Origin of the sequence: Desulfomicrobium orale DSM 12838, assembly GCF_001553625.1 — a bacterium.
Classification (GTDB): Bacteria; Desulfobacterota; Desulfovibrionia; order Desulfovibrionales; family Desulfomicrobiaceae; genus Desulfomicrobium; species Desulfomicrobium orale.
Window position 1 is genome coordinate 1963101 of record NZ_CP014230.1, and the last position, 22507, is coordinate 1985607.

23 protein-coding genes are annotated in these 22507 nt (G+C 58.7%); 11 read left to right on the plus strand and 12 right to left on the minus strand.

Annotated features, from left to right (window positions below):
- The first annotated feature begins 5 nt into the window (after positions 1–5).
- Both recR and recD2 read left to right on the plus strand, forming a co-directional pair.
- Positions 6–611: a recombination mediator RecR gene (gene recR, locus AXF15_RS09095; protein WP_066606332.1), complete on the plus strand. Its 606-nt coding sequence runs from the start codon at positions 6–8 to the stop codon at positions 609–611.
- A 2-nt stretch (positions 612–613) separates the two neighbouring features.
- Entirely contained in the window at positions 614–2797 is a 2184-nt protein-coding gene (gene recD2 / locus AXF15_RS09100) for an SF1B family DNA helicase RecD2 (protein ID WP_066606339.1), read from the plus strand.
- 1160 nt (positions 2798–3957) lie between these two features.
- On the opposite strand, the gene AXF15_RS09110 is transcribed toward recD2, so the two are convergent.
- Positions 3958–4431, minus strand: a complete 474-nt coding sequence (locus AXF15_RS09110) for a hypothetical protein (protein WP_066606345.1) — start codon at positions 4429–4431, stop codon at positions 3958–3960.
- Positions 4432–4501: 70 nt separating this feature from the next.
- On the opposite strand from AXF15_RS09110, the gene AXF15_RS09115 reads away from it, so the two are divergent.
- Positions 4502–5701: an IS4 family transposase gene (locus tag AXF15_RS09115; RefSeq protein ID WP_236884760.1), complete on the plus strand. Its 1200-nt coding sequence runs from the start codon at positions 4502–4504 to the stop codon at positions 5699–5701.
- A 252-nt stretch (positions 5702–5953) separates the two neighbouring features.
- Here AXF15_RS09115 and AXF15_RS09120 read toward each other — a convergent pair whose 3' ends face one another.
- The 3 genes from AXF15_RS09120 to AXF15_RS09130 are packed head-to-tail and all read right to left on the minus strand — an operon-like array spanning position 5954 to position 9339.
- Entirely contained in the window at positions 5954–6721 is a 768-nt protein-coding gene (locus AXF15_RS09120; RefSeq protein WP_066606348.1) for a phosphate ABC transporter ATP-binding protein, read from the minus strand.
- Positions 6709–8520 carry a phosphate ABC transporter permease gene (locus tag AXF15_RS14590; protein WP_236884761.1) on the minus strand — a complete coding sequence of 604 codons (1812 nt, stop codon included), beginning with the start codon at positions 8518–8520 and terminating at the stop codon, positions 6709–6711. The genes AXF15_RS09120 and AXF15_RS14590 overlap by 13 nt, the downstream gene beginning before the upstream one ends.
- Positions 8521–9339, minus strand: coding sequence for a phosphate ABC transporter substrate-binding protein (locus AXF15_RS09130; RefSeq protein WP_066606350.1), 819 nt, complete (start codon positions 9337–9339; stop codon positions 8521–8523). It lies immediately after the preceding gene.
- A 269-nt stretch (positions 9340–9608) separates the two neighbouring features.
- Between AXF15_RS09130 and AXF15_RS09135 the strand changes: the two genes are divergently transcribed.
- The 7 genes from AXF15_RS09135 (at position 9609) to AXF15_RS09165 (ending at position 15103) form a co-directional block, all read left to right on the plus strand.
- On the plus strand, positions 9609–10061 hold the full coding sequence (locus tag AXF15_RS09135) for an RrF2 family transcriptional regulator (RefSeq protein ID WP_066606352.1): 453 nt from the start codon (positions 9609–9611) through the stop codon (positions 10059–10061).
- 92 nt (positions 10062–10153) lie between these two features.
- Positions 10154–10456, plus strand: a complete 303-nt coding sequence (locus AXF15_RS09140) for a hypothetical protein (protein WP_066606355.1) — start codon at positions 10154–10156, stop codon at positions 10454–10456.
- 11 nt (positions 10457–10467) lie between these two features.
- Positions 10468–10782: an ATP-dependent Clp protease adaptor ClpS gene (locus AXF15_RS09145; protein WP_066606357.1), complete on the plus strand. Its 315-nt coding sequence runs from the start codon at positions 10468–10470 to the stop codon at positions 10780–10782.
- Between the two features lie 2 nt (positions 10783–10784).
- On the plus strand, positions 10785–13010 hold the full coding sequence (clpA, locus tag AXF15_RS09150; RefSeq protein WP_066606364.1) for an ATP-dependent Clp protease ATP-binding subunit ClpA: 2226 nt from the start codon (positions 10785–10787) through the stop codon (positions 13008–13010).
- On the plus strand, positions 12976–13689 hold the full coding sequence (gene aat, locus AXF15_RS09155; protein WP_417926390.1) for a leucyl/phenylalanyl-tRNA--protein transferase: 714 nt from the start codon (positions 12976–12978) through the stop codon (positions 13687–13689). Before clpA ends, aat begins: the two co-directional genes overlap by 35 nt.
- A gap of 342 nt (positions 13690–14031) precedes the next feature.
- Positions 14032–14688: an IS1595 family transposase gene (locus tag AXF15_RS09160; RefSeq protein ID WP_066606366.1), complete on the plus strand. Its 657-nt coding sequence runs from the start codon at positions 14032–14034 to the stop codon at positions 14686–14688.
- Positions 14689–14746: 58 nt separating this feature from the next.
- Entirely contained in the window at positions 14747–15103 is a 357-nt protein-coding gene (locus AXF15_RS09165; RefSeq protein ID WP_066606368.1) for a DsrE/DsrF/TusD sulfur relay family protein, read from the plus strand.
- Between the two features lie 384 nt (positions 15104–15487).
- On the opposite strand, the gene AXF15_RS09170 is transcribed toward AXF15_RS09165, so the two are convergent.
- The 7 genes from AXF15_RS09170 to AXF15_RS09200 form a co-directional block, all read right to left on the minus strand.
- A complete protein-coding gene (locus tag AXF15_RS09170; RefSeq protein WP_066606376.1) occupies positions 15488–16453 on the minus strand; it encodes a hypothetical protein in 966 nt (321 codons plus the stop codon).
- A complete protein-coding gene (gene pyrC, locus AXF15_RS09175; protein WP_066606378.1) occupies positions 16444–17433 on the minus strand; it encodes a dihydroorotase in 990 nt (329 codons plus the stop codon). Before pyrC ends, AXF15_RS09170 begins: the two co-directional genes overlap by 10 nt.
- A gap of 99 nt (positions 17434–17532) precedes the next feature.
- A complete protein-coding gene (locus tag AXF15_RS09180) occupies positions 17533–17916 on the minus strand; it encodes a hypothetical protein (RefSeq protein WP_211258969.1) in 384 nt (127 codons plus the stop codon).
- An 86-nt stretch (positions 17917–18002) separates the two neighbouring features.
- Entirely contained in the window at positions 18003–19028 is a 1026-nt protein-coding gene (locus tag AXF15_RS09185; RefSeq protein WP_066606380.1) for a tRNA dihydrouridine synthase, read from the minus strand.
- A gap of 81 nt (positions 19029–19109) precedes the next feature.
- Entirely contained in the window at positions 19110–19871 is a 762-nt protein-coding gene (locus AXF15_RS09190; RefSeq protein WP_083517965.1) for a sulfate/molybdate ABC transporter ATP-binding protein, read from the minus strand.
- Between the two features lie 4 nt (positions 19872–19875).
- Positions 19876–20547 carry a molybdate ABC transporter permease subunit gene (gene modB, locus AXF15_RS09195; RefSeq protein WP_151192339.1) on the minus strand — a complete coding sequence of 224 codons (672 nt, stop codon included), beginning with the start codon at positions 20545–20547 and terminating at the stop codon, positions 19876–19878.
- Positions 20548–20760: 213 nt separating this feature from the next.
- A complete protein-coding gene (locus AXF15_RS09200) occupies positions 20761–21171 on the minus strand; it encodes a cytochrome c3 family protein (protein ID WP_066606382.1) in 411 nt (136 codons plus the stop codon).
- Between the two features lie 201 nt (positions 21172–21372).
- Between AXF15_RS09200 and AXF15_RS09205 the strand changes: the two genes are divergently transcribed.
- Entirely contained in the window at positions 21373–21798 is a 426-nt protein-coding gene (locus tag AXF15_RS09205) for a rhodanese-like domain-containing protein (RefSeq protein WP_066606384.1), read from the plus strand.
- Positions 21799–21871: 73 nt separating this feature from the next.
- Here AXF15_RS09205 and yedF read toward each other — a convergent pair whose 3' ends face one another.
- Positions 21872–22486: a sulfurtransferase-like selenium metabolism protein YedF gene (gene yedF, locus AXF15_RS09210; RefSeq protein WP_066606386.1), complete on the minus strand. Its 615-nt coding sequence runs from the start codon at positions 22484–22486 to the stop codon at positions 21872–21874.
- Positions 22487–22507 lie beyond the last annotated feature (21 nt).

Sequence of the window (22507 nt, forward strand, 5' to 3'; positions counted from 1 at the left end):
TTCGAGTGCAGCGGCTCCCGGCTCCCTTGCAAAAGATTGTGGATCAGTTTTCGGCGCTGCCCGGAGTGGGCCCCAAAAGCGCCCTGCGCATGGCCCTGACCCTGCTCAAGTGGCCCGAGGAAACCGTGCGGGCTCTGGGCCGGGATATCGGAGGGCTGCGCGACGCCCTGCATATCTGCTCCCGCTGCCGGAGCCTTGCCGACTCTGATCCCTGCCACATCTGCACGGATCCCAAGCGCAACGCCGAGCAACTCTGTCTTGTGTCGGAGTGGGACAGCCTCATGGTCATGGAAGAAGCGGGCGTATACCAGGGGCGCTATTTCATTCTGGGCGGGCTGCTTTCGCCTCTGGACGGGGTGGACGCCCGGAATCTGGAAATTTCCCTGCTGGAAAACCTGCTCCGGCAGGGTGAAGTGCGGGAAGTCGTGCTGGCCCTGGGTTCCACCATGGAGGCCGAGGCCACCAGTTCCTACGTGCATGCTCTTCTCGGCCGCAATTTTTCTGGCATTTCCGTGACCCGCCTGGCTCAGGGCATCCCTCTGGGCACGGAAATCAAATATGTGGACCGGGAAACTTTAAGACAATCCCTCAAATACCGGCAAACGCTCTGATCATGGACTCCTTCCTCTCCATTCAGGGGGAAGTGGTCAGTGTGGTCTACGAGAACCCCGAAAACGGCTACGTCATCGCCCGGCTGCTGGTACCCTCGGAGCCCGGCCAGACCACGGTCGTCGGCGTATTGGGTTCCGTGGCTCCCGGAGAATCCCTGCGTCTTACCGGCGAATGGACCGAACATCCGAAGTTCGGCCGGCAGTTCAAGGCCGAAACCTGCGAGCATGTGCTGCCCGCGTCCCTGAACGGCATCCGCCGTTTTCTGGAGTCCGGCGCGGTGAAGGGCATAGGCGGGAAAATCGCCGAGCGTCTGGTCAGCCGCTTCGGCAGCCAGGTGCTGGATATTCTGGATACGGACCCGGACCGTCTGCTGGAAGTGGACGGCATCGGCCCGTCCAAGCTGAAGACCATCCTGACCTCCTGGCGGGAAAAGCGGGAAGTGCGCGGGCTCATGCTCTTTCTGCAGACCCACGGGGTGGCCACCACCTTCGCTCATCGGATTTTCCGCCAATACGGCGTGAATGCCGTGCAGCGCCTGCGCGCCAATCCGTATGATCTGGCCTACGACATCCATGGCATAGGTTTTCGCACCGCCGACGACATGGCCCTCAAGCTCGGTTTCGCCGAGGACGCGCCCCAGCGGCTGGAAGCGGGGGTGGAGTATTGTCTGCGCCAGACCGCCGAAAGCGCCGGGCACATGTTTCTGCCCCGTCCCATGCTGGCCGAGGAGGCGGCCCGGCTGCTCGGATGCCATGACCTGGAACTTGTGGAAGAGCGGATTGACGCCCTGGTGGAGCGCAAGCGTCTGGTGGCGGAGCCTGCCGACGGCGGGGAAAACGTGTTTCTGATATATTTCTGGCGGACCGAGCGGGAAATTGCCTCCCGGCTGCACGCTCTGCGCGAGCACGCAAGCCGGCTCGCTCCGGACAGGATTGCCGCCGCCGTGGAGCGGGAGGAAGAGCGGCTTGCCCTCAGCCTGTCGGCCGAACAGCGGCAGGCCGTGGAGTCGGCCTGCGGGGAAAAGGTGGCCATCATCACCGGCGGACCCGGCACGGGCAAGACCACCATCACCCGCGTGGTGGTTCGCGCCCTGAAGGCTCTGGGCCTGCGCATCGGCCTGGCCGCGCCCACGGGCCGGGCGGCCAAGCGTCTGTCCGAGGCCACGGGGTTCACGGCCGTCACCCTGCACCGGCTGCTGCGTTTCCAGCCGGGCACGGGCTTCGAGTTCGGCGAGGAAAAAAAACTCTCGCTGGACGCTCTGGTGGTGGACGAGGTTTCCATGCTGGACAGCGGCCTGTGTCTGGCGCTGCTGCGGGCTCTGCCCCTGACCTGCCGCCTTGTTTTTGTGGGCGATGAAAATCAGCTGCCGTCCGTGGGTGCGGGAAACATTCTGGGGGACATGCTGGAGAGCGGAAGCATTCCGGCCGTGCGCCTGACTCATATCTACCGTCAGGCCAGGGAAAGCATGATCGTGCTCAACGCCCACCGCATCAATCAGGGCGAATTTCCGCAGGGCAGCCCCCATGCTCCGCCCAGGGCCGATTTTTTCTGGGTGGAAAAGGAACACCTGGGCGAGTTGCAGAGCCTCATCCTGCGCATGGTCTGCGAGCGCATCCCCGAAGCCTACGGACTTGATCCCATGACGGATGTGCAGGTGCTCACGCCCATGCACAGGGGCGAGGTCGGCACCATTGCCCTGAACCGGCTTTTGCAGGAGCACCTCAACCCCGAGGGCCGGGAACTGACGCGCGGCCAGCGCGCCTACCGGATCGGGGACCGCGTGCTGCAACTGCGTAACAACTACGACAAGGATGTCTTCAACGGCGACCTGGGCCGCATCGTGGGGTTCGACACGCAGGACGAAACCTTGACCGCCGAATTCGACGGCCGCGAGATAGAGTACGCCTTCGACGAACTGGACGAGATCGGGTTGGCCTACGCCATCAGCGTGCATAAGAGCCAGGGCAGCGAATACCCGGCCGTGGTCATGCCCGTGGTCACGCAGCATTACATGCTGCTTCAGCGGAATCTCATCTACACCGGACTGACCAGAGCCAGAAAGCTGGCCGTGCTGCTGGGGTCACGCCGGGCCATGCATATGGGATTGGGAAACGAGCGCGGCCGGCGGCGTTATACCACTTTGGCCGCGCGGCTGAGAGAGTCGGATTTTATAGAAAATATATAGGAGTCCTGCGCTGCGGAAGAAAAAGATAGAAAGCGCCGTAATTCTGGGGCAAAATATGGTGAATCCCAGCATGCAGGGAAGCGGCAGAGGTATCCGTTTTTTCTTTGTCTCCGGGGTGGCCGTGCATGGGGCGATATCCTGAAGTAAGTATCAGATGAATTGTGGAGGAATTTTTGTGTCGTGCATGTAATCAAAGATATTTTTACTGATCATAAATCAAGACTTCCTATTTCCTATGGCATAAGTATTGACGTATATACATTCCAATCACTTGACCATTTACAGCAACTTTCTCTGGATAAATTAAAACGTCGGAAATTTGGATCGCCATTATCAGAAAGCCATGGCCATCCTGTTGAGTATTCTTTAATAATAATAAGATCTTCATTATTTTTTACATCTCTATATATATATCTTCACTGACCATCCTAAAGTATATATCTCTATAATAATTATAACAATGTATAAACTTATTTCCATATATATATAATTTATATTTATGTCCATTATATTCAATATTTTCACGAATAGACTCTTTATATTGTATTGACTTGATATAAGTTTTATTTTTTGACTGAAGTGCTTCATATATATCCGGATTTTCTCTTTTCCATTCTTCGAGAGGCTTGAGTATTTTTCCGCCAGATTCGAATTGGCAATAATAAGTATAAATTATCTGGGCAGGAATATATTCCCAGAAGGCGAGAGCGAAAAATGCAAAAAAGACAGCAAATCCGGACCAGAATGCCTGTCTCTTTGTATACCCTTTTCTGATCATTCTTCTATACGTGTATCGCGTACAGAAACGCCATATATAGAAGTATATCACACAGAACATCATTAAGGACAGACCAAGCATAATTTACTCTTTCTGTTTGATGTTAATCATTCATAGACAAGTTAATCATTGGCAGAATAACTTTTGTTATGGTATTATGAATTATTAAAAATTATTTTCTACATAACTTTACAGTCTTTGAGATAGAGAACATAAAACATATGTTATTTATGGCATAAGTATTGACCTATATGCATTCCAATCACTTGACCATTTACAGCAACTTTCTCTGGATAAATTAAAATACCGGAAATTTGGATCGCCATTATCAGAAAGCCATGGCCATCCTGTTGAATATTCTTTAATAATAAGAAGATCGTTATTATTTTTTACATCTTTGTATATATATATACTCCTTAATCATTTTAAAATATATATTTCTATAATAGCTGTATCTATTAATAAATTTATTCCCTGAAATAGATAAATGATATTTCTTTCCATTATATTCAATTAGTCCAAAACGATATGGCTTGACCTTTATCGATTCGATATAAGTTTTATTTTTTGATTGAAGTGCTTCATATATATCCGGATTTTCTCTTTTCCATTCTTCGAGAGGTTTGAGTATTTTTCCGCCAGATTCGAATTGGCAATAATAAGTATAAATTATCTGGGCAGGAATATATTCCCAGAAGGCGAGAGCGAAAAATGCAAAAAAGACAGCAAATCCGGACCAGAATGCCTGTCTCTTTGTATACCCTTTTCTGATCATTCTTCTATACATGTATCGCGTACAGAAACGCCATATATAGAAGTATATTATACAGAATGCCATTAAAGCCAGACCAAGCATAATTTACTCTTTCTGTTTGATGTCATTGCTGTCCGGCTAAGGGATAAGAAAAGAGTCCAAAATCTCAGCGATGTGTGGTAAAAGAAATCACCACAACATCTTGCCACACAAGGAGATTCTGGACTTGAGTCACCATAATACACTATTCTCCCAGACGCTATCTCTGATTCCCAGACATGTTTTTCAGAAACTCGAAAGACGGCACAAAACCGGGCGCTCGTCGCGTCAATTCGGTTTCAAGGAGCAGTTCACGGTCATGGCCTTCATCCAGCTTGCCGCAAGACGTTCCATGCGCGATGGCCTGCGCTGCCTTGAGGCTGCGGGAAACCGCCTGTATCACTGGGGACTGAAAAACGTGGCCCGCTCGACCTTTGCTGACGCGAACAATTCTCGCCCCGTAGGCTTTTTCAAGGATCTGTTCGCCGAGATGTACGGCCTGTGCGCCGCAAAAGCCCCGAAGCACAAATTCCGTTTCAAATCCAAATTGTTCAGTCTGGACGCCACCACCATAAAGCTTTGCCTGTCGCTTTTTCCCTGGGCCTCGTTTCGGCAGGCCAAGGGCGGCGTCAAAGTACATACCTTGCTGGATCACGATGGCCATATCCCGGCTTTCGCAACCGTCACCGACGCCAAAACCCATGAAAGCCGCATAGCTCAGGCTATGGAGTTGCCCAGGGGCTCCATCGTGGTCTTTGACAAGGGCTTCATCAGCTATCCCTGGTTTCGGATCCTCGGGGCAAAGGGTGTCTTTTTTGTGACCCGGCTCAAGCGCAACGCCGTTTTCAAACTCCTGGAGCGCCGCCTCGTGAATCGCAAGACCGGCGTTACTTCCGATCACATCATTGAAGTCTCCAGCCGGGGAAAATCCTTACGCTTGCGCCGTATCGGCTATCGTGACCAGGAAACCGGGAAACACTACGAATTTTTGACCAACCATTTCCGGCTTTCGGCGAAAACCATCGCCGACATCTATAAAGACCGCTGGCAAATCGAGCTCTTCTTCAAGGAAATCAAACAAAATTTGCGCATAAAGACCTTCGTCGGCAACTCGGAAAACGCTGTCCTGATCCAGATTTACACGGCCCTGACGGTTTACCTGCTCCTCGCGTACCAGAAATTCCTCAGCCGTCTCGGACTCTCCGTACAGCAACTCTTCCAGCTCATTCAACTCAACCTGCTCGGCGAGGCCTCCTTGGATGAACTCCTGAATCCCAGACGACGAAAATTCGATAATTCATATAACTTCAAACTGTTAGATTACATCGCTTAGCCGGACAGCAATGGTTTGATGTTAATCATTCATAGACAATTTAATCATTGGCAGAATAACTTCTGTTGCTGATTCTGGGTATTGTGACTTAACAACATACCCATACTTCGGCTTTCGTCTGAATGGCGAATATTTCTTCGGAGGTATCCGATAAGTCTTGCCAAGGAAATAGCCGGATTACATCCCTTAGGGATTTCGCATCTCTTGGCTGGCGGCAGAAGTGGAGGGACAGGCTCTTCCGGAGCCGCCCTTTCAGTACAGGTTTTCCAGGTCTTCCGGGCGGATCGTGCCGCCTTTTGAAATGTCCTCCCGCCGGATGCGGTCGTGTATCCGGCCCTCCCGCAGAACCAGAACGCTGTCGGCCAGCCGGGCCGCAAAAGCCATTTCGTGGGAAACCACGACCAGCGTGTACCTGTCTTTGAGTCCGGCCAGAAGCTCTTCGATGCCTCTGGCCGCCTTGTGATCCAGCGATGATGTGGGCTCGTCCAGAAGCAGGATTTCCGGCCGCATGGCCAGAGTCCGCGCCAGGCACAGACGCTGCTGCTGGCCGCCGGACAGAGTGCGGGCATCGGCGTCGAGGTGGTCGCCCACTTCCGTCCAGAGGCGGGCTTCTTCCAGGGCGGTCCGGGTCGCCTCCAGGGCCTGTTTGCGCTTCAAGCCGAGAACGGCCGTCAGCGGCATGGCGATATTGTCCGCGATGCTCATGGGCAGCACATTGGGGTGCTGAAAAACCATGCCGGTCATCCTGCGCAGTTCCGGCAGGGATATTTCGCCGGCATAGGGGCGGATGGGGCCGCGCTCCAGATGCATGATTACTTCGCCGGAGGTTTTACAACCCGGAAAGCACTCGTTCAGGCGGTTCAGCACGCGCAGCAGGGTCGTCTTGCCGGCCCCCGAACGGCCCACGATGAAGGTGGCGCAGCCTTTGGCGATGTCCGGGTCGATGCCGTCGAGAACGCGCCGTCCGTCCATGGACACGCTCACGCCGCGCAGAGTGAAGACCGGAGTCAGCGTTTCCATTGTCTCTCCATGCGGATTTGCAGGGCCCGTGCGGCGAGAAAGAGGACAACGGCCAGCGCGAGCAGGGTCAGGGCCGCGCCGAAGCCCCGGTTCAGATCGTGAACGCTCTGGTGCTGGGCGGCCAGATAGTAGATGGTGAAGGGCAGGGCTTCGAATTTGTCCTGCAGGCTTCCGGGCAGGCCGCCGTAGGCCACGGCTCCGGTCAGCAGAATGACGGCCGTGTCTTCGGCCGCCCGGCCCATGGACAGAAAGACACCGCCCAGAATGCCCCGGCTGGCGGCGGGAAGCAGAATGCGCCGCAGGCTCTGCCAGGATGTCATGCCCAGGCTCGGCCCCAGCAGGCGCAGTTCCTCGGGCAGGGAGGCCAGGGAAAGCGCGGTGGCGTTGATGGTGAAGGGCAGCACCAGAAGGGCGATGCACAGGGCGGCGAGGAGCAGACCGGTATTGGCCTCGGGCGCGACGGTGCGGCGCAGGAAGATGATCAGGGAAAAGCCGAAAAGGCCCATGACGATGGACGGCACTCCGGCCAGGGTATTGGCCGAAAAGCGCAGGGCTCTGGCCCAGAATGAGCCCAGATATTGCGATATGGCCACGCCTCCGGCCACGCCCAGCGGAATGGCCATGCAGGAGGACAGAACAACCAGCGCCACGGTGCCGGCACAGGCGGCGAAAATGCCGTCCCAGACCGGTTCCCACCCGAGGATGGCGGCCGTAACGGGCGTGCCGCCGAAGAACAGGCGCTGGTTCAGAACGGGCAGGGCGTACACCAGCAGAAAGACGATCAGACCACCCACGGCGGTCAGCGTCAGGGCGGCGGACAGGGCGGACCAGATTGCCGTGAGAGCCCGGCATGGAGAATGTGCGGCCAGAAACGCCAGTATCCGCAGACGCCATCCGGAGAGGGGCCGGAAGAGTTTGTCTCTCGGCCGGATGGCCGCCTGCACGGCGAGGTTCACGCCGAAAAGCAGCAGGCCGCAGGCAAAGAGGGAGTGAAAGGCCGGAGAGCTGTTATCCGTGGCCACCACCAGGGCGATATGGGCTGTCAGGGTACGTACGGAGTCGAACAGGGAATCCGGAAACTGGGGCGCGTTTCCGGCCAGCATGAGCGGGATGAGCGTGTCGCTCAGAGCCCGGCAGTAGCCCATGACGGCGGCCGTGCGCAGACCGGATGCCGATCCGGGCAGCACCACCAGAAGCAGGGCCTGAAGGGGTGTGAGGCCGAGACTGGCGCTGGCCAGGCGGGTCCGCTTTTCGGTCTCGCACATGGTTCCGTGCAGGAACAGGACGATGGTCGGCAGGATGAGCAGGGCCAGCGTCAGGGCGGCGGCGAGGAGAGTCGGACCGCTACCGCCGGAGGGCCTTTTCAGGAGGGGCGTCAGCAGAAAGACGGCCACGAAGCCGTACACCACTGTGGGGATGGCCGTCATGAAGGTCACCACGGCCAGGGCCGCCCGGCGCGGAAAGCCGTTCCGCCCTCCGAGGATGAAGAGGCAAAGGCCCACTCCCGCAGGGTAGGCCAGAGTGAAGGCCGAGACGCTCAGGACCAGAGAACCGGCGATCATGGGCAGGATGCCGTACTGTCCCTGAAAGGGCCGCCAGACTGTGGAGAGAACGGCATCCCACTGTCCGGCGGTGAAAAGGGGAAGGCTCAGCGCCGCGAGAAAAAGGAGAATGGCGGCGAGCGTCGCCAGGGAGACGAAGCCCGCTCCCCGGCAGAGAGCCGTGACGGCCCGGTCGAGAAAGATCTGCCGGCAAAGCCGGTTATGGTTTTGCCGGCCGGAAGAGACCTGTCCTTCCATCTAGTTGAGCGGGATGTATCCGGCCTCGGCGATGATGTCGGCGCATTCCGGGCTGGTTACGTAGTCGATGAAAAGCCTGGTCAGCCCCTGAGGTTCGCCTTTGGTGTTCATGTACAGCTTCCGCGCGACCTTGTAGACGCCGGTTCTGGCGTTGCCCTGGGAGGGTTCCACCCCATCGAGCAGCGGAGCTTTGACGGTTTCGTCCACAAAACCGATGCTCATGTAGCCGATGCCGTTTTTATCCTGGGCCACGGCCACCTTCATGGCTCCGTTGGAAGCGACCACGTTGGCCTTGTCGGCCACAAGACCTTTTTCCAGCATCTTGCTCCAGAACACTTCGCGGGTGCCGCTGGCTTCGTCGCGGGTGTAGAGGGTGATGGCCGCGTCGGGGCCGCCGACATCCTTCCAGTTGACCACCCGCCCCGCGAAAATGTCCCGGACCTGAGCGGCGGTCAGCTCCGTCACCGGACTGGCGGGATTCAGGACCACGGTCACGCCGTCAACGGCGAAGGGAAAGGAAACCAGCCCGTACTTGGTCTTTTCGTCCTCGGACAGGGCGCGGCCGGTATTGCCGATGTCCGCCAGACCCTCTCCGGCCTTCTGCACGCCGACGCCGGTGCCGCCGCCTTCCACGGTGATGCGGATGCCGGGATTGGCGGTCATGATTCTTTTGGCCGCTGCGTTCATGACCGGAATGTGGGCCGTGCCGCCAGCAATGCCGATGCTTCCCTTCTGGCCCGCGAACTGCTGCAGCATGCCGGCTCCGGCTGTCGTGCACAGGAAAAGAAACACCGCGGAAAAACAGATCAAACGCTTCATTGATGCCTCCTTTTTTGTCCGCGCAAGCTAGCCCAAATGAACGGGCGGGAACAAATAGATTGGACAAATGGCTGTGGCGGGGCTGTATCGCGAAAGGCTATGCATGGGCGCATTCGTCTTGCGCCGGGTCCGTTTTAAACGGCGGGTCTTTCCGGCCGTCCGGTTGACGCGGCCGATTTGGTGCATAACAGCGGGTGGCCGGTTTTTTCCGTCTGAAGGCGCATGTTGTCCGGCCGGGAGCTGATCTTTCGGATTTTTGAGGACGCCGTATGAAACTTTCTGCCCGCGCCCGCTATGCGGTGCGCATTTTGCTTGATCTGGCCGTGCACGAGGAGGAAACTCCCGTGAGCACGGTCGTACTTTCCGAACGGACCGGCATCACCCTGCCGTTCGTGGAACAGCTGCTCAAACCGCTGAAACGCTCCGGTCTGGTGGCGAGCAAACGCGGAGCGGTGGGCGGTTACCGGCTGAACCGCGCCGCGTCGGAAATATCCCTGGGAGAGGTCATCCGGATCATGGACGGCTCTCTTAGCCTGACTAACTGCTGCGAGGACGAAACATACTGTTTCCGTTCGGGAGACTGTCCCACCCGGGAAACCTGGAAGCGTCTGAATGCCGTCATTGTCGGGGCTTTCGACGCCATAAGACTGTCCGACGTGATCGCCGGCGTTCCCGTTTTTTCCGCAGGCGGGCCGGACTTGAGGGACATCGGTCCTCTGTGACATGATCATGCGGAAGAGGAAGACCGGGCGGACCGGCAAAGGACTTCGCCGGAATTTTTGCGCCTTTGAAGAAACATCATAACGGAGTACGCATGGCTGAAACCATCGATGGCATTTCCATAGACTGGACGGACGAGGACGGCGTCCAGAAAGTGCGGGAGCTGAAAAAAGAGGTACTGACCCGCGGCGCCTGGGCCACGGTCATGTTTGCCTATCAGGAGGCGGGCCGGGGAGAAGAGGACTTCGGGCCCGTGAAATTCCGGGTGGGCCGCTATCAGAAGCGGAACGGCCGTTTCCAGCCTCATTCCAAGTTCAACATTTCCTCGGCCAAGCAGGCCCGGCAGATTGTGGACATCCTCCAGGGCTGGATCAGCGAATACGGCGAGGAAGAGTAGAGGGAAAACGCATGGGCGAGCCGTTTGAAGTTCCGGGATCTGATCCGGGGACGGTGCTTGAGGAACAGCTTCAGGAACCGCGCCAGTACAAGGTGCTGCTGCATAACGACGATTATACCTCCATGGAATTCGTGGTGGAGGTGTTGATGGACGTGTTCGGCAAGACGGAAACCGAGGCGATGGCCATTATGATGAGCGTGCACGAGAAAGGAGTGGGCCTGTGCGGCATCTATACCGCCGAAGTGGCCGAGACCAAGGTGCATCTGGTGCACCAGATGGCCCGGAAACAGTCCTTTCCCCTGCGCTGCTCCATGGAAGAGGTGTGATTATGCTGAGCAAGGAACTGGAAAGAATCATCGGCGGCGCGGTGCAGGAAGTGAAGATGCGCCAGCATGAGTTTCTGACTCTGGAGCATCTGCTGTACAGCTACACCATCGACGCTCACGGCCAGAGTCTGCTTCGCGGCTGCGGGGTGGATGTGGAACGGCTGCGCAGGCAGCTGACCCAGTTTTTCACCGACCATCTGACCGTGATCGTACGGCCGGAGCACGAGATCGTGCAGACCGTCAGCGTGCAGCGGGCCATGCAGCGGGCCATTTTGCACATGCAGTCCGCGGGCAAGTCCCTGGTTCAGGCCGGAGATTTTCTGGCGGCCATGCTGGAGGAGGAAGAGGCTTTCGCCGTCTATTATCTGAAGGCTCAAGGCTTGACCCGGCTGACGGTGCTGGAGTTCATCTCCCACCAGGCTCCGGATGGAGGTGCGGCGGAAGGGGAAGAAAAAGAGGCCGGTCAGGGCGTGCTGGAGAAGTACACCGTGGATCTCGTGGCCAAGGCCCGCGCGGGGCGCATCGACCCGCTGGTGGGCCGCGAGGAGGAACTCAAGCGCACCCTGCAGGTTCTTTCCCGGCGCAAGAAGAACAATCCCGTGTTCGTCGGCGACCCCGGCGTGGGCAAGACCGCCGTGGCGGAGGGCTTGGCGCTCATGATCGCCCAGGGCAAGGCCCCGGAACAGTTTGCCGAGGCCCGCGTGTTCGCCCTGGACATGGGCAGCCTGCTGGCCGGAACCAAATACCGGGGGGATTTCGAGGCCCGGCTGAAGGGCGTCATCGCCGAGCTCGGAGCCATTCCCGGAGCCATCTTGAGCATCGACGAGATCCACACCATCATCGGCGCGGGCTCCACCAGCGGCGGGTCCATGGATGCGTCCAACATTCTGAAGCCCGTGCTGGCTTCCGGCGAGCTGCGCTGCATCGGCTCCACCACCTACGAGGAATACAAGAATCATTTCGAGAAGGACCGGGCCCTGTCCCGACGCTTCCAGAAAATAGACATCGTGGAGCCTACCGTGGCCGAAAGCGAGCGAATTCTCATGGGGCTCAAGCCCTACTACGAGAAATTCCACGGGGTGAAATATCAGCCTTCGGCTATCACTGCGGCCGTGGAGCTTTCGGCCCGGCACATCACCGACCGGTGCCTGCCGGACAAAGCCATCGACGTCATCGACGAGGCCGGAGCCATTTTCGTCCTGTCCGGCGACAAGCGCCGCAAGTCCGTCACCCGCCGGGACATCGAGGAAGTGGTCGCGCGCATGGCCCGTATCCCCAGTTCGCGGGTGACTTCGTCGGACCGGGACCGGCTGGCCCGCCTGGAAACGGAGCTGGGCGGGCAGGTTTTCGGTCAGGACGAGGCCGTGCAGATGCTGGCCAAGGCCATCAAGCGCGCCAGAGCGGGGCTGGGCAACATGGAGCGCCCGGTGGGCTCCTTTCTGCTGACCGGCCCCACGGGCGTGGGCAAAACCGAGGTGGCCAAGCGTCTGGCCGAATGCCTGAGCGTGAACTTCGTGCGCTTCGACATGAGCGAGTACATGGAAAAGCACGCCGTGGCCCGGCTCATCGGCGCGCCTCCGGGCTATGTCGGCTTCGAGCAGGGCGGCCTGCTCACCGACGCCGTGCGCAAGACTCCGCACTGTGTGCTGCTGCTGGACGAAATCGAAAAGGCCCACATGGACATGTTCGCCATCCTGCTCCAGGTCATGGATCACGCCACGCTGACGGACAATAACGGCCGCCAGGCGGATTTCCGCAACGTGATCCTGCTTATGACCTCCAACGCCGGAGCCAGGGAGATGAGCGCCAACGCCATCGGCTTCAGGGCCGGAGCCGAGGACGACCGCGCCTCGCGGGGCATGGCCGCCATCGAGAAGCTGTTCAGCCCGGAGTTCAGGAACCGGCTGGACGCCATCATTCCCTTCCGCTCCCTGACTCAGGAGATCATGGAAAAGATCGTGGACAAGTTCATGGCCGAGCTGGGCGATCAGCTCGCGGCCAGAAACGTGAGTCTGGTGCTCGATCCCGAGGCCAGGGCCTGGCTGGCGAAAGAAGGTTTCAACCCGGCCTTCGGAGCCCGGCCGCTGGGCCGCCTCATCCAGAAGGAAGTCAAGGACGTGCTGGCGGACAAGCTGCTCTTCGGCGAACTGGCCTCGGGCGGCTCGGCGCGTATCGGTCTGAAGGACGGGGCGCTTGATTTCACCTTCATGGAGCGCGGCAAGCCGTGAGCGTCTTCCCGCTGCGTCAGGAGCCCGTTTTTCCGTCTCCGGCTCTGGCCGGAGAGGACGGGCTTTTGGCCGTGGGGGGGACCTTTCGCCGGAGCGTCTGCTTACGGCCTACGCGCAGGGCATTTTCCCCTGGTATTCGGAGAACATGCCCATCCTGTGGTGGAGTCCCGACCCCCGTCTCATTCTCGAGCCCGGGCGCCTGCATGTTCCGGCCCGGCTGGAGCGCATTCTGCGCCGGGGCCGGTTTTCCTTTTCTCTGGACACGGCTTTCGAGCGGGTCATTTCCTCCTGTGCTGACGTACCCCGGCCCGGTGCCTCCGGCACCTGGATCGTCCCGGAGATGATCGCGGCGTACTGCAATCTGCACCGGCTGGGCTTTGCCCACAGCATGGAGGTCTGGGAAGAGGGCGAGTTGGTCGGCGGGGTGTACGGTCTGGCTCTGGGGCGGGCCTTTTTCGGAGAATCCATGTTTTTTCTCAGACCGGAGGCTTCCAAGGCCGGGCTGGTCACACTGGTGCGGGCCCTGGAGCGGTCCGGTTTTTCACTGATCGACTGCCAGCAGACCACCGCACACATGACCCGTTTCGGCGGGTTTGAAGTCAGCAGACAGGAGTTTCTGCGGCGGCTGGACGAGGCTCTGGCCGGCTCCTCTCTGCGGGGGCCGTGGACGCTGGAATAATTTCTGTGGCGCCTTGCTGATCCGGCCCTGTTTTATATGATGCCGCCCAGAGAGGCCGTCTTTCCCCACAAGACAAAGATGGAAAAAATTTTCAAACACGTTTTACAAAAGATGCACTACTCGAATATGGATCCTGTAAAACTTTGTATAATTGCCTTGTACGCTGGAGCCACATGGGCATCCTCTGAGGACTTGATATTTCCACCCTCCGCGGTCCAGCCTTGGGCAGGAGCCCCTGGATTTATGCGGTAGGAGTAAATCGATATTCCGGAATGTTGTCCGCACCACTTTGGAATATTGTTGGCTCTAGACCATCAGGCCAGTGTCTGACAGGCTAGAAAAATGTTTAAAAACAGCAAGTTGAGTTGGTACAAGGCTGGAAAAATTATTGAATGCTTTTGCATCGACATTGACGCTACCAGAACCGCTCTGCTCCTGAAGCTGAACAGAAAGACCGTGAACAGGTATTTTCTGGCCTTCAGGCGGTTGATTTATCTCCACCAGGTATCACAAAAAGAACAAATACTTGGTGTGGTTGAGGTTGATGAAAGTTTCTTTGGCCCCACTCGGATTCGTGGACGGCCCGGTCCTCGAAAAAGAGGCCGGGACACGCTCAAGCAGCCAGTCTTCGGCATCTGTGAGCGTGAGGGAGCGGTTTGCACAGAGCTGGTCACCGACTGCCCGGCCAGAACGCTTCAGGCCATCATCAGGGGCAAGGTTTCGCCTGAGAGTATTATCCATTCCGACTGCTGGAAAGGCTATGACGGACTGGTGGACGTTGGGTCCGACAAACATTTCCGCATCAACAAATCCAGACACTTTGCGGAAAAATCGGTCCACATCAACGGCATCGAAGCATTCTGGAGCTTTACAAAACGCCGCCTGGCAAAGTTTAACGGTGTGAAGCAGAATTTCGAGCTCCACCTCAAGGAGTGTGAATGGCGCTACCTCAACTTCTCGCCAGTCTCAAACTTTTGGTGGCAAAGAACAAAGACCTGATGGTCTAGAGCCTATTGTTTACCCAGACTGGAAACGTCATTTTAATCAGGAGAGAGTCATGAAAATTCTGATCATTTTCAACCGCGAACCCTATGACAATACGGACGTAACCTGGAACGGTCTGCGCCTTGCCGGAAAACTATTGGAAGCCGGGCAGACCGTGCGGATTTTCCTTATGAATGACGCCGTGGATATGGCAAGGGATGTCTGCAGGCCACCAGAAGGTTACGATCAGGACCTTTCACAGATGCTGAAAGACCTTATTGCCGAGGGGGTAACCGTAAAAGTTTGCGGCACCTGCATGGCCCGTTGCGGAATCTACAAAAACCATCCGTATTTTGAAGGGGCGGAGCACTCCACGATGGTCGCACTTGCCGAATGGGTGATGGACAGCGACAAAGTGCTCACTTTTTGAGTTCCTGTCCGATCGGAAATACCGGTGCGGATAGAGATTGTGGACGCAAACAATCGTTCCGAATGGATGGAGTTGCTGTGCGTATTGGATTATCTGAGCGAATACACGTACACACTGACCGACAAGGACCATGATATAGTCTCTTGGCCCTTGATCAGACCGGGATCGGGAAGATGCGACTGGGGATTCTTTCCATAGAAGCTTTATAGGGTGATGCCTGCCCAAACCGGACTTGTTTTGTTTAAAATCGTCTACTGAAGTTGTCTTTCGTCCTGATAATCAAAGGATGAATGTCTTCGCTCCGGCGGTTGAAGGTAAAGATGGAAAAGCTTTTGTTCGATGCCGCCGATGTGATTGCGGCCCGCGGGCCCCGCCTTTCTCCCTCTATTCCGGCTTGGTGGCGACGATGCGTCTGTAGGCGTCCAGCAGAAGCACGAAATGTTCGTGATCCCCGCCTTTGTCCGGATGGGCCGACATGGCCTTCTGCCGAAAAAGGCGGGCGAATTCCTTTCTCGGCATGCGGCGGATATCCGCCATGTCCAGACCGAACAGTTCCCTGACCATATCCGGCGAAGGCGCGGGCCGGGCCTTCCGGAGCCGCCTGAAGTCATTCATGAATTCATGGAAGATGCGACCGAAATCATCGTCCGGGGCAAAGTCGAAGTCAAAATGCATGCAGGCGTAGCGGCGCAGGCTTTCGCGGGCCTCACCGTGAGGGTCGAAGATTCTGTCCTCCCATAACAGGCAGAATTCATGCAGAAAGACTTCATCCAGCCGCGCCGGATCGAGGCTTTCGGGCATGTTCCGGGCGGCGCGGTCCATGAAGTGCCGTTGCAGATTGAAAACGGCGTATATGTAGCGGCGGATTTCCCGCCGGGGCAGCTCGGCCTCCATACGCCGGAACATGTGTTCCCGCTCGTCCCGGCATTGGTGGGGCAACCGGCGGAAAAGCCGGGGGTTGACCTCGTCGATGCGGCTCAGATTGACTTCTCCCGAGCGCAGATAGGCCACGCGCCTGCGGTCGAAGGCGGGCACGGCGCGGATGGCGTCTTTCTCCGTTTCGGTCAGGACCGTTCGCTTCCAGACCTTTCTGCTGGGAGGCGGGGTGAAGCCCTGAGGCGCAAAGATGGAAAAGGCCTGATCGAGCGCGTCCAGGTCCACGTCGAACCCGGCCAGCCCTTCCTGAACTTCCGGAGCGTAGATGATGCCCGCTCTCTCGAAACGGACCAGTCCGGCCGGATTTTTTCCCAGATCGAGCAGCCGTTCGGCGGCCAGTCCATGAGGCCCTTTTACGGTGCGGCGCAGTTCGTAGCGTCTGCCCGTGCCGTTGCCGGCCACTGCTATGTACATGCCGCCACCTTCCAGCCAAGAGTCTCCCCGGCCAGAAAGGGGACCACGTCGCCCAACCGGGCCGGCACGGTCCATGGCTTTCGCCGCAAGGTCACGGTTTTTTGCGGCGGTATGATCCCGTAGGCGGCCCTGGCCCGGTCCGAGACAAAAGCCTGCAAATTTTCCAGACAATTCATTTCCTCGAAACACGCGGCCAGGGCGGGCAGGGCCACCGGCGCGGAGAAGATTCCGGCGGCGCAGCCCGGAGCTTCCTTGGCATGTACGGGGTGGGGGGCCGTGTCGCTGCCGAAAAACACCTTGGGATGACGGGAGGCCGCCTCCCGCAGGGCCTCGCGGTCTTCCGGGCGTTTGGCCACGGGCTTGCAGAAAAGATGCGGGCGCATGAGCCCGCCCAGTACGTCGTCCAGAGTGATGAGCAGGTGATGCAGGGTTACGGTGGCGAACAGGTTTTCGTGCCTGTCCAGAAGAGCCATGGCCTCGCGGGTGGTGACGTGCTCCAGAACGATGTGCAGCCTCGGATGTTCCCGCGCCCATCCGTCCACCACGGGCAGAAAGAGATTTTCGCGATCCAGCACGAAACCGCGGCTTTCGCCGTGTATCAGAAGAGGTATGTCCAGCTCGGCCATGTGGCCAAGCATTCGTCCGGCCAGAACCGGATCGGCCAGCCCGGCCTCGGAGTTGGTGGTCATGCCCGCCGGATAGAGCTTGATGCCGATGATGTGCGGCCGGGCCGCTTCCAGCTCCGCCAGAGAGTAGTCGCGGAAAAACAGGGTCATGAGAGGCTCGAAGGGATGCCCGGCGGCATGGAGAATGGCCTGCCGGTAGTCCAGAAGCTGCTCCAGGGTCGTTACGGGCGGCTGAAGATTGGGCATGATCACGGCGGCGGCGAAATCGCGGGCCGTGTACGGCGCCGTGAATCGGAGCATGGCGTCCTGACGCAGGTGGACGTGCATGTCCAGAGGGGAAGAAAGGGTCAGCATGAAACCTCCGTCGGGCAAGAAGGAAGGCCATGGCGGCGTATCGGACGGATTGCCCCGGAACCGCCGGCGGCGGGAACCGGCAAAGTATGCCGGGAGGAGTTAAATCACTCTTGGGATCTGCGAGGAATGGTGGTGCAGCACCGGATGTTCCAGCGACATATCCGCAAAAAAGCTGAATCTGGCCTCAAAGCTCAGCAATTCCTCTTCCACGATGAATCTCCAGCAATAAATGCCGCAGAGAGCGAATTTATCGCCGTCCAGACGCTGGATGGAGAGCGTCTTTTCATGCAGGGCGACGCTCAGCTCGTTATATGCTCTGAGACGCTCGAAATAATCCCTGATTTTTGCGTGATTGTTGAGCATTCTGTTGGAGAAGGTTGGTATCAGAATGGCGTTTTCGTTATAGAGATGCAAAACGCCTTCGGTATCCGCCGTATTTATGGAATCCATCCATTTCTTGAGAATATCTTTGGGTTCGGTCATTACGTCTGCCTTTTTCATTTTTTTATCGGAGCGCATATCTTTCTTGGTAATTGCGGCGGCCGTTCTTCAGAGCCCGACGGTCATGTTCACGCCGTAAACAGAAATGAATTGGGCGTCGCGGCTACCTGCGGCCGTTTTTCCAGCACCCGCCGGGCGTTTTGTTCCATTTCCTCCCGCGTCTGGCCCCGGACCAGTTCCGGCCACAGGGCATGGCCGTATACGAAATTGGCCGCCAGATAGATCGCGTACTTCTTGTACATGCGGATGGCCCGGGCCGCGTCGAAGTGCCTCCATATGCTTTCGATCATGGACAGGGCCGTGTGCAGAAAGACATCCGGGCCGGGGATGAGACCGCTGGTCAGTTCCGCGAACAGCCATGGCCGGGCGATGCCCATGCGGCCGATGGCCACGCCCGCGCAGCCGGTTTCTTCCAGCATGCGGCGGCAGTCTTCGGCGGAAAACACGTTGCCGTTGCCGAACACCGGAATGGATACGGCCCGGACCACGGCCCGCAGATGCTCCGGTCTGGGCGGGCGGGATCTGCGGTCAGGAGCCACGCGGGGGTGGAAGGTCAGCAGGTCGGCTCCGGCGTCCTCGAAGCGGCGGGCCAGCGTCACGGCCAAGTCAGGGGAATTTTCCCAGCCGCTGCGGTATTTGACCATGACCGGGCAGCTGACGGCCTGGCGCACGGCGCGGACCACGGTTTCGGCCCGGTCCGGGTCTTTCAGCAGGGCCGCCCCGTATCCTTTCTTGCAGATGGCGGCCACGGAGCAGCCCATGTTGATGTCCACGCCCAGAAAGCCTTCGGCCTCGATACGGCGGGCCGCCCGGGCCATGACATCCGGCTCGTTGCCGAAGATCTGGCAGACCAGACGCGGAGCCTCTTCGTCGCGCCAGCGGAAAACCGGGGAATGATGGCGGCTTTCGGCGGGAACGGCCCGGGCGTTGCACATCTCCGTGACCATGAAGGCGTATCCGCCGAACCGGGCCAGAACTTCCCGGTAGGCCACATGTCCAAGCCCGGCCATGGGAGCTAGGGACAGGCGGGAATCCAGAACGGCCCGGCGGAGTTGTAACGGCTCGCGCAAGGCGGACAATACGGGAGACGGCATGGGCGGAATCTACACAAGGTGCGGGCCGGGCTCAAGAATGGTCCGGCAGGACGAGTCTGGACGCTTGGGAGCGACCAGACCTCAGATATCCCGCTGGGCGGCCTGGAAAAGGGGATTCAGAATGTCCTGGGCGGACTTGCCGGCGCGCTGGGCCGCATAATCGACCACGTGCAGCACCCGGCCGCCGCCGAAGGCGATCAGGGACTGGGCGAAGTGGTCGATGTCTTCCAGATCGTGGCTGACCAGGACGGTGGGGATGTCAAAGCGTTCCAGAATGCGGAAAACTTCCTGACGCATGCGCTGCCGCAGAGGCTGGTCCAGCGCGGTGAAAGGTTCGTCCAGCAGGAGCAGTTCCGGGCCGGGAGCCAGGGCTCTGGCCAGGGCCGTGCGCTGCCGCTGTCCGCCGGAGATCTGGTGCGGACGCAGTCCGGCCAGAGGCGTCAGGCCGCAGAGGTCCAGTAGTTCGTCCACCCGTTTCTTGCTGTGGGTTGGAAGGGGGCTGAATATGGGTCTCAAGCCGAAGGCGACGTTGTCGCGCACGTTCAGGTGCGGGAACAGGGCGTAATCCTGAAAGAGAAAACCGGTTTTGCGTTTTCTGGCCGGAACGTTGATTCTGCTTTCACTGTTGAAAAACGTCTTTCCGCGGACTTCGATCTTTCCCTGTCGGGGCGTGAGCAGACCGGCCAGAGCCATGAGCGTCAGGCTCTTGCCCGAACCCGACGGGCCGAAAAAAGCCGCCCGCTGCGAGCAGATGGAGAAGTCCACGTCCAGCTGGAAGCTCACGCCGGGGCCGCTGACGGCGGCGGCAAAAGAGCAGGAAATGGTGGGAATGGAGCAGGACATGGGCTCAGGCCTGCCATTTCGGGGTCAGCAGCCGTCCGGATATCCACAGGATGGCCGTGCACAGAATGGAAATGAGCAGCACCAGTTGCGCGGCCAGACTGTCCTGTCCGGCCTGGGTGGCGCTGTACACGGCCAGAGACAGAGTCTGGGTACGGCCTGGCAGGTTGCCCGCGATCATCAGGGTCGCGCCGAATTCGCCCATGGCCCGGGCAAAGGCGAGCATGGTCCCGGCCAGGATGCCGCGCCCGGCCAGAGGCAGACAGACTCGCCAGAAGACCAGCCATTCCGGACAGCCAAGGGTTCTGGCCGCGTTTTCATAGCGGCTGCCCACGCCGTCCAGAGCCGCCCGGGCGGATTTGAATATCAGGGGAAAGGACACGGCGGCCGCGGCCACCACGGCTCCCTGCCAAGTGAAGATAAGGGTCACGCCGAAGGTCGTTTCCAGCCAGCGTCCCAGAGGGCCGTTTTTGCCGAGCAGCACGATGAGGTAGTAGCCCATGACCGTGGGCGGCAGGACCATGGGCAGGCTGCACACGGCATCCAGAAGCTCCCGGCCCGGAAAGCGGAAGCGGTGGAATATCCAGGCCAGTCCGGTACCCAGAATCAGGGCCGTGACGGTGGCCAGGGCGGCCACGCGCAGGCTCAGCTGCACAGGGAAAAAGAAGGTCTGATCCATGCGTATCCTGCCGGGAAGGCAAAACTTTGGTGAAACGGGTGGCGGAAAAATATACGTCATGCGCCGGGAAGAGAAGGCTGTCACGGTGTTGGCGCAAATCGTGACCGTCGGCACTTCAGGCAAAAGAAAAGCCCCTTTTTGCGGGGCTTTTTCCGAGGGCCGACGCGGGCCGCTTTGTTCAGGAAGAGCGAACCCTGACGGTTTCCGGCCGGGCTACTGGACGTGGCAGCTGTTGCAGGTCAGCGGCGCATCGCTTTCGCCCTTGCGCTTCAGATCCCGGTGGCAGCCCACACAGCTTTTCTTGGTGTCCTTGGTGGTGTGAAACGCTCTGTAGATGGAGGACGGCTCGGCCCGGTTGGCCACGCTGTCGTGACAGCCTTCGGACATACAGCCCTGGATGGTGTAGGTATCGGCCACGGTATGATGGCAGTCCTGACAGGCGATACCCATGTGCGAGGCATGGTTGAAAGTGACGTCTCCCTTTTTGGGAGTGTAGCCTTCAAAGCCCTTGGCGCTCATGGTCACGCTTTCGGGGATTTCCATTTCCGCTTCCGCGGCCACGGCCGTCAGGGCGCAACCCGCCGCTATGAATCCAGACAGGATAAAAAGACCGATGCGTTTCATCACATTCCTCCTTAAAAATGTTCAAATTCCCTCACCGTGCTGTCCGGAAACGGTGCGCCTCCGACACCTCCGGGCCTTACCGTCTTCCCGGAAGAAGGGCAAGACGGGAGGCGTGAACTTTATCACGAGATGGACGATTGTGTTGTAATCGTCCATGGTGCCGCAGCTTATTTTGAACGATGACGATATCAGAGGAGAATTATGAAACGCGTTTCATACATGTGGTTGTGCTGCATAGTGATGTGCCTGATGTTTCCCCTGGCCTGCCAGAGCCGGAACACGGTTTTGCTCGATCCTGCGGAAGCCGCGGCTTTTATGGAGAGGCATGAGGGCCGGGAGGATTTTCTTGTCCTGGATGTGCGCACGGCCGAAGAGTTCCGGCAGGGGCATATCGGGGGTGCGCGCTGGCTTGACTATTATGCGCCCGATTTCGCGGAGCGTTTTGCCAGGTTGGACCGCAACGCGACCATTCTGCTGTATTGCCGCAGCGGAAACCGTACATCCAGAGTCTCCGATCTGGCCCAGCGTCTGGGATTCACCCGGATATTCGATCTTCGCGGGGGCATCCTGGCCTGGTCCCGGGCGGGCCTGCCCCTGACTGCCGGGAAAGAGCCGAAAGCGCCGTAAAAGGCGCCCGGCCAGGAGGACGAAACCTTCTCCTGGCCGGGCGCGTTGTCCACTCCGGAGAGCATCCGGAGTGTCAGATGGTGATGACCTTATCCGCCATCTGTTGGCTGGTGACCACATCCAGCATGTTGGTGACCTGCCCGACGCTTTTTTTGTCCATCAGGCCGAAGAATTCCAGGCAGGTGCCGCAGACCAGGATGGAAACGCCCGCCGCTTCCAGGGCTTGGAGCAGGGGCAGGGCGGGGTGTCCGCTTGCGGCCAGCCGGACCGCGCCGTTGACCATGACGATCCGCCACAGGCTGTCGCCCAGTTCCGGCAGGGTCCGCAGAAAGTTTTCCATGAGCCGCTGTCCCAGCGTGGCGTCCCCCTGTCCGATGGCGTCGGTGGTCAGAAACACCAGGGTCCTGCCGCCGGTCGCGAGGTCGCATCCGGGCCGTGCCGACGGTTCCGGTTGCAGTGCTGGCGCGCCGTCCTGACTGACGGCAAAAATACTCCACAGACTGTTTTCATGTACGGTTTTTTCGATGCGCATGCCCCTGCTGAGCAGGAAACGGCTCACATTTTCCCTGGCCGCGTCGTTGTCCACGATCACCTGCAGGGACGGAACCGGCTGGCTGTCCAGCAGGGCCTTGCAACGGAGCACCGGATTGGGGCATGCTTCGCCCTCGCAATTCAAAAGTACGGACATATGAACCTCCCTGATCGTCCT

Bases quoted from the DNA above. Each gene is read 5' to 3' on its own strand.
- AXF15_RS09160 (WP_066606366.1), top strand. From the start codon at position 14,032: ATGTTTAAAAACAGCAAGTTGAGTTGGTACAAGGCTGGAAAAATTATT.
- AXF15_RS09165 (WP_066606368.1), top strand. From the start codon at position 14,747: ATGAAAATTCTGATCATTTTCAACCGCGAACCCTATGACAATACGGAC.
- AXF15_RS14590 (WP_236884761.1), bottom strand. From the start codon at position 8,520: ATGGAAGGACAGGTCTCTTCCGGCCGGCAAAACCATAACCGGCTTTGC.
- AXF15_RS09110 (WP_066606345.1), bottom strand. From the start codon at position 4,431: ATGCTTGGTCTGGCTTTAATGGCATTCTGTATAATATACTTCTATATA.
- AXF15_RS09200 (WP_066606382.1), bottom strand. From the start codon at position 21,171: ATGAAACGCATCGGTCTTTTTATCCTGTCTGGATTCATAGCGGCGGGT.
- AXF15_RS09130 (WP_066606350.1), bottom strand. From the start codon at position 9,339: ATGAAGCGTTTGATCTGTTTTTCCGCGGTGTTTCTTTTCCTGTGCACG.
- clpA (WP_066606364.1), top strand. From the start codon at position 10,785: ATGCTGAGCAAGGAACTGGAAAGAATCATCGGCGGCGCGGTGCAGGAA.
- AXF15_RS09205 (WP_066606384.1), top strand. From the start codon at position 21,373: ATGAAACGCGTTTCATACATGTGGTTGTGCTGCATAGTGATGTGCCTG.
- pyrC (WP_066606378.1), bottom strand. From the start codon at position 17,433: ATGCTGACCCTTTCTTCCCCTCTGGACATGCACGTCCACCTGCGTCAG.
- AXF15_RS09140 (WP_066606355.1), top strand. From the start codon at position 10,154: ATGGCTGAAACCATCGATGGCATTTCCATAGACTGGACGGACGAGGAC.
- AXF15_RS09115 (WP_236884760.1), top strand. From the start codon at position 4,502: ATGTGTGGTAAAAGAAATCACCACAACATCTTGCCACACAAGGAGATT.
- AXF15_RS09185 (WP_066606380.1), bottom strand. From the start codon at position 19,028: ATGCCGTCTCCCGTATTGTCCGCCTTGCGCGAGCCGTTACAACTCCGC.
- AXF15_RS09170 (WP_066606376.1), bottom strand. From the start codon at position 16,453: ATGTACATAGCAGTGGCCGGCAACGGCACGGGCAGACGCTACGAACTG.
- AXF15_RS09190 (WP_083517965.1), bottom strand. From the start codon at position 19,871: ATGTCCTGCTCCATTCCCACCATTTCCTGCTCTTTTGCCGCCGCCGTC.
- AXF15_RS09180 (WP_211258969.1), bottom strand. From the start codon at position 17,916: ATGACCGAACCCAAAGATATTCTCAAGAAATGGATGGATTCCATAAAT.
- AXF15_RS09135 (WP_066606352.1), top strand. From the start codon at position 9,609: ATGAAACTTTCTGCCCGCGCCCGCTATGCGGTGCGCATTTTGCTTGAT.
- AXF15_RS09145 (WP_066606357.1), top strand. From the start codon at position 10,468: ATGGGCGAGCCGTTTGAAGTTCCGGGATCTGATCCGGGGACGGTGCTT.
- yedF (WP_066606386.1), bottom strand. From the start codon at position 22,486: ATGTCCGTACTTTTGAATTGCGAGGGCGAAGCATGCCCCAATCCGGTG.
- modB (WP_151192339.1), bottom strand. From the start codon at position 20,547: ATGGATCAGACCTTCTTTTTCCCTGTGCAGCTGAGCCTGCGCGTGGCC.
- recD2 (WP_066606339.1), top strand. From the start codon at position 614: ATGGACTCCTTCCTCTCCATTCAGGGGGAAGTGGTCAGTGTGGTCTAC.
- AXF15_RS09120 (WP_066606348.1), bottom strand. From the start codon at position 6,721: ATGGAAACGCTGACTCCGGTCTTCACTCTGCGCGGCGTGAGCGTGTCC.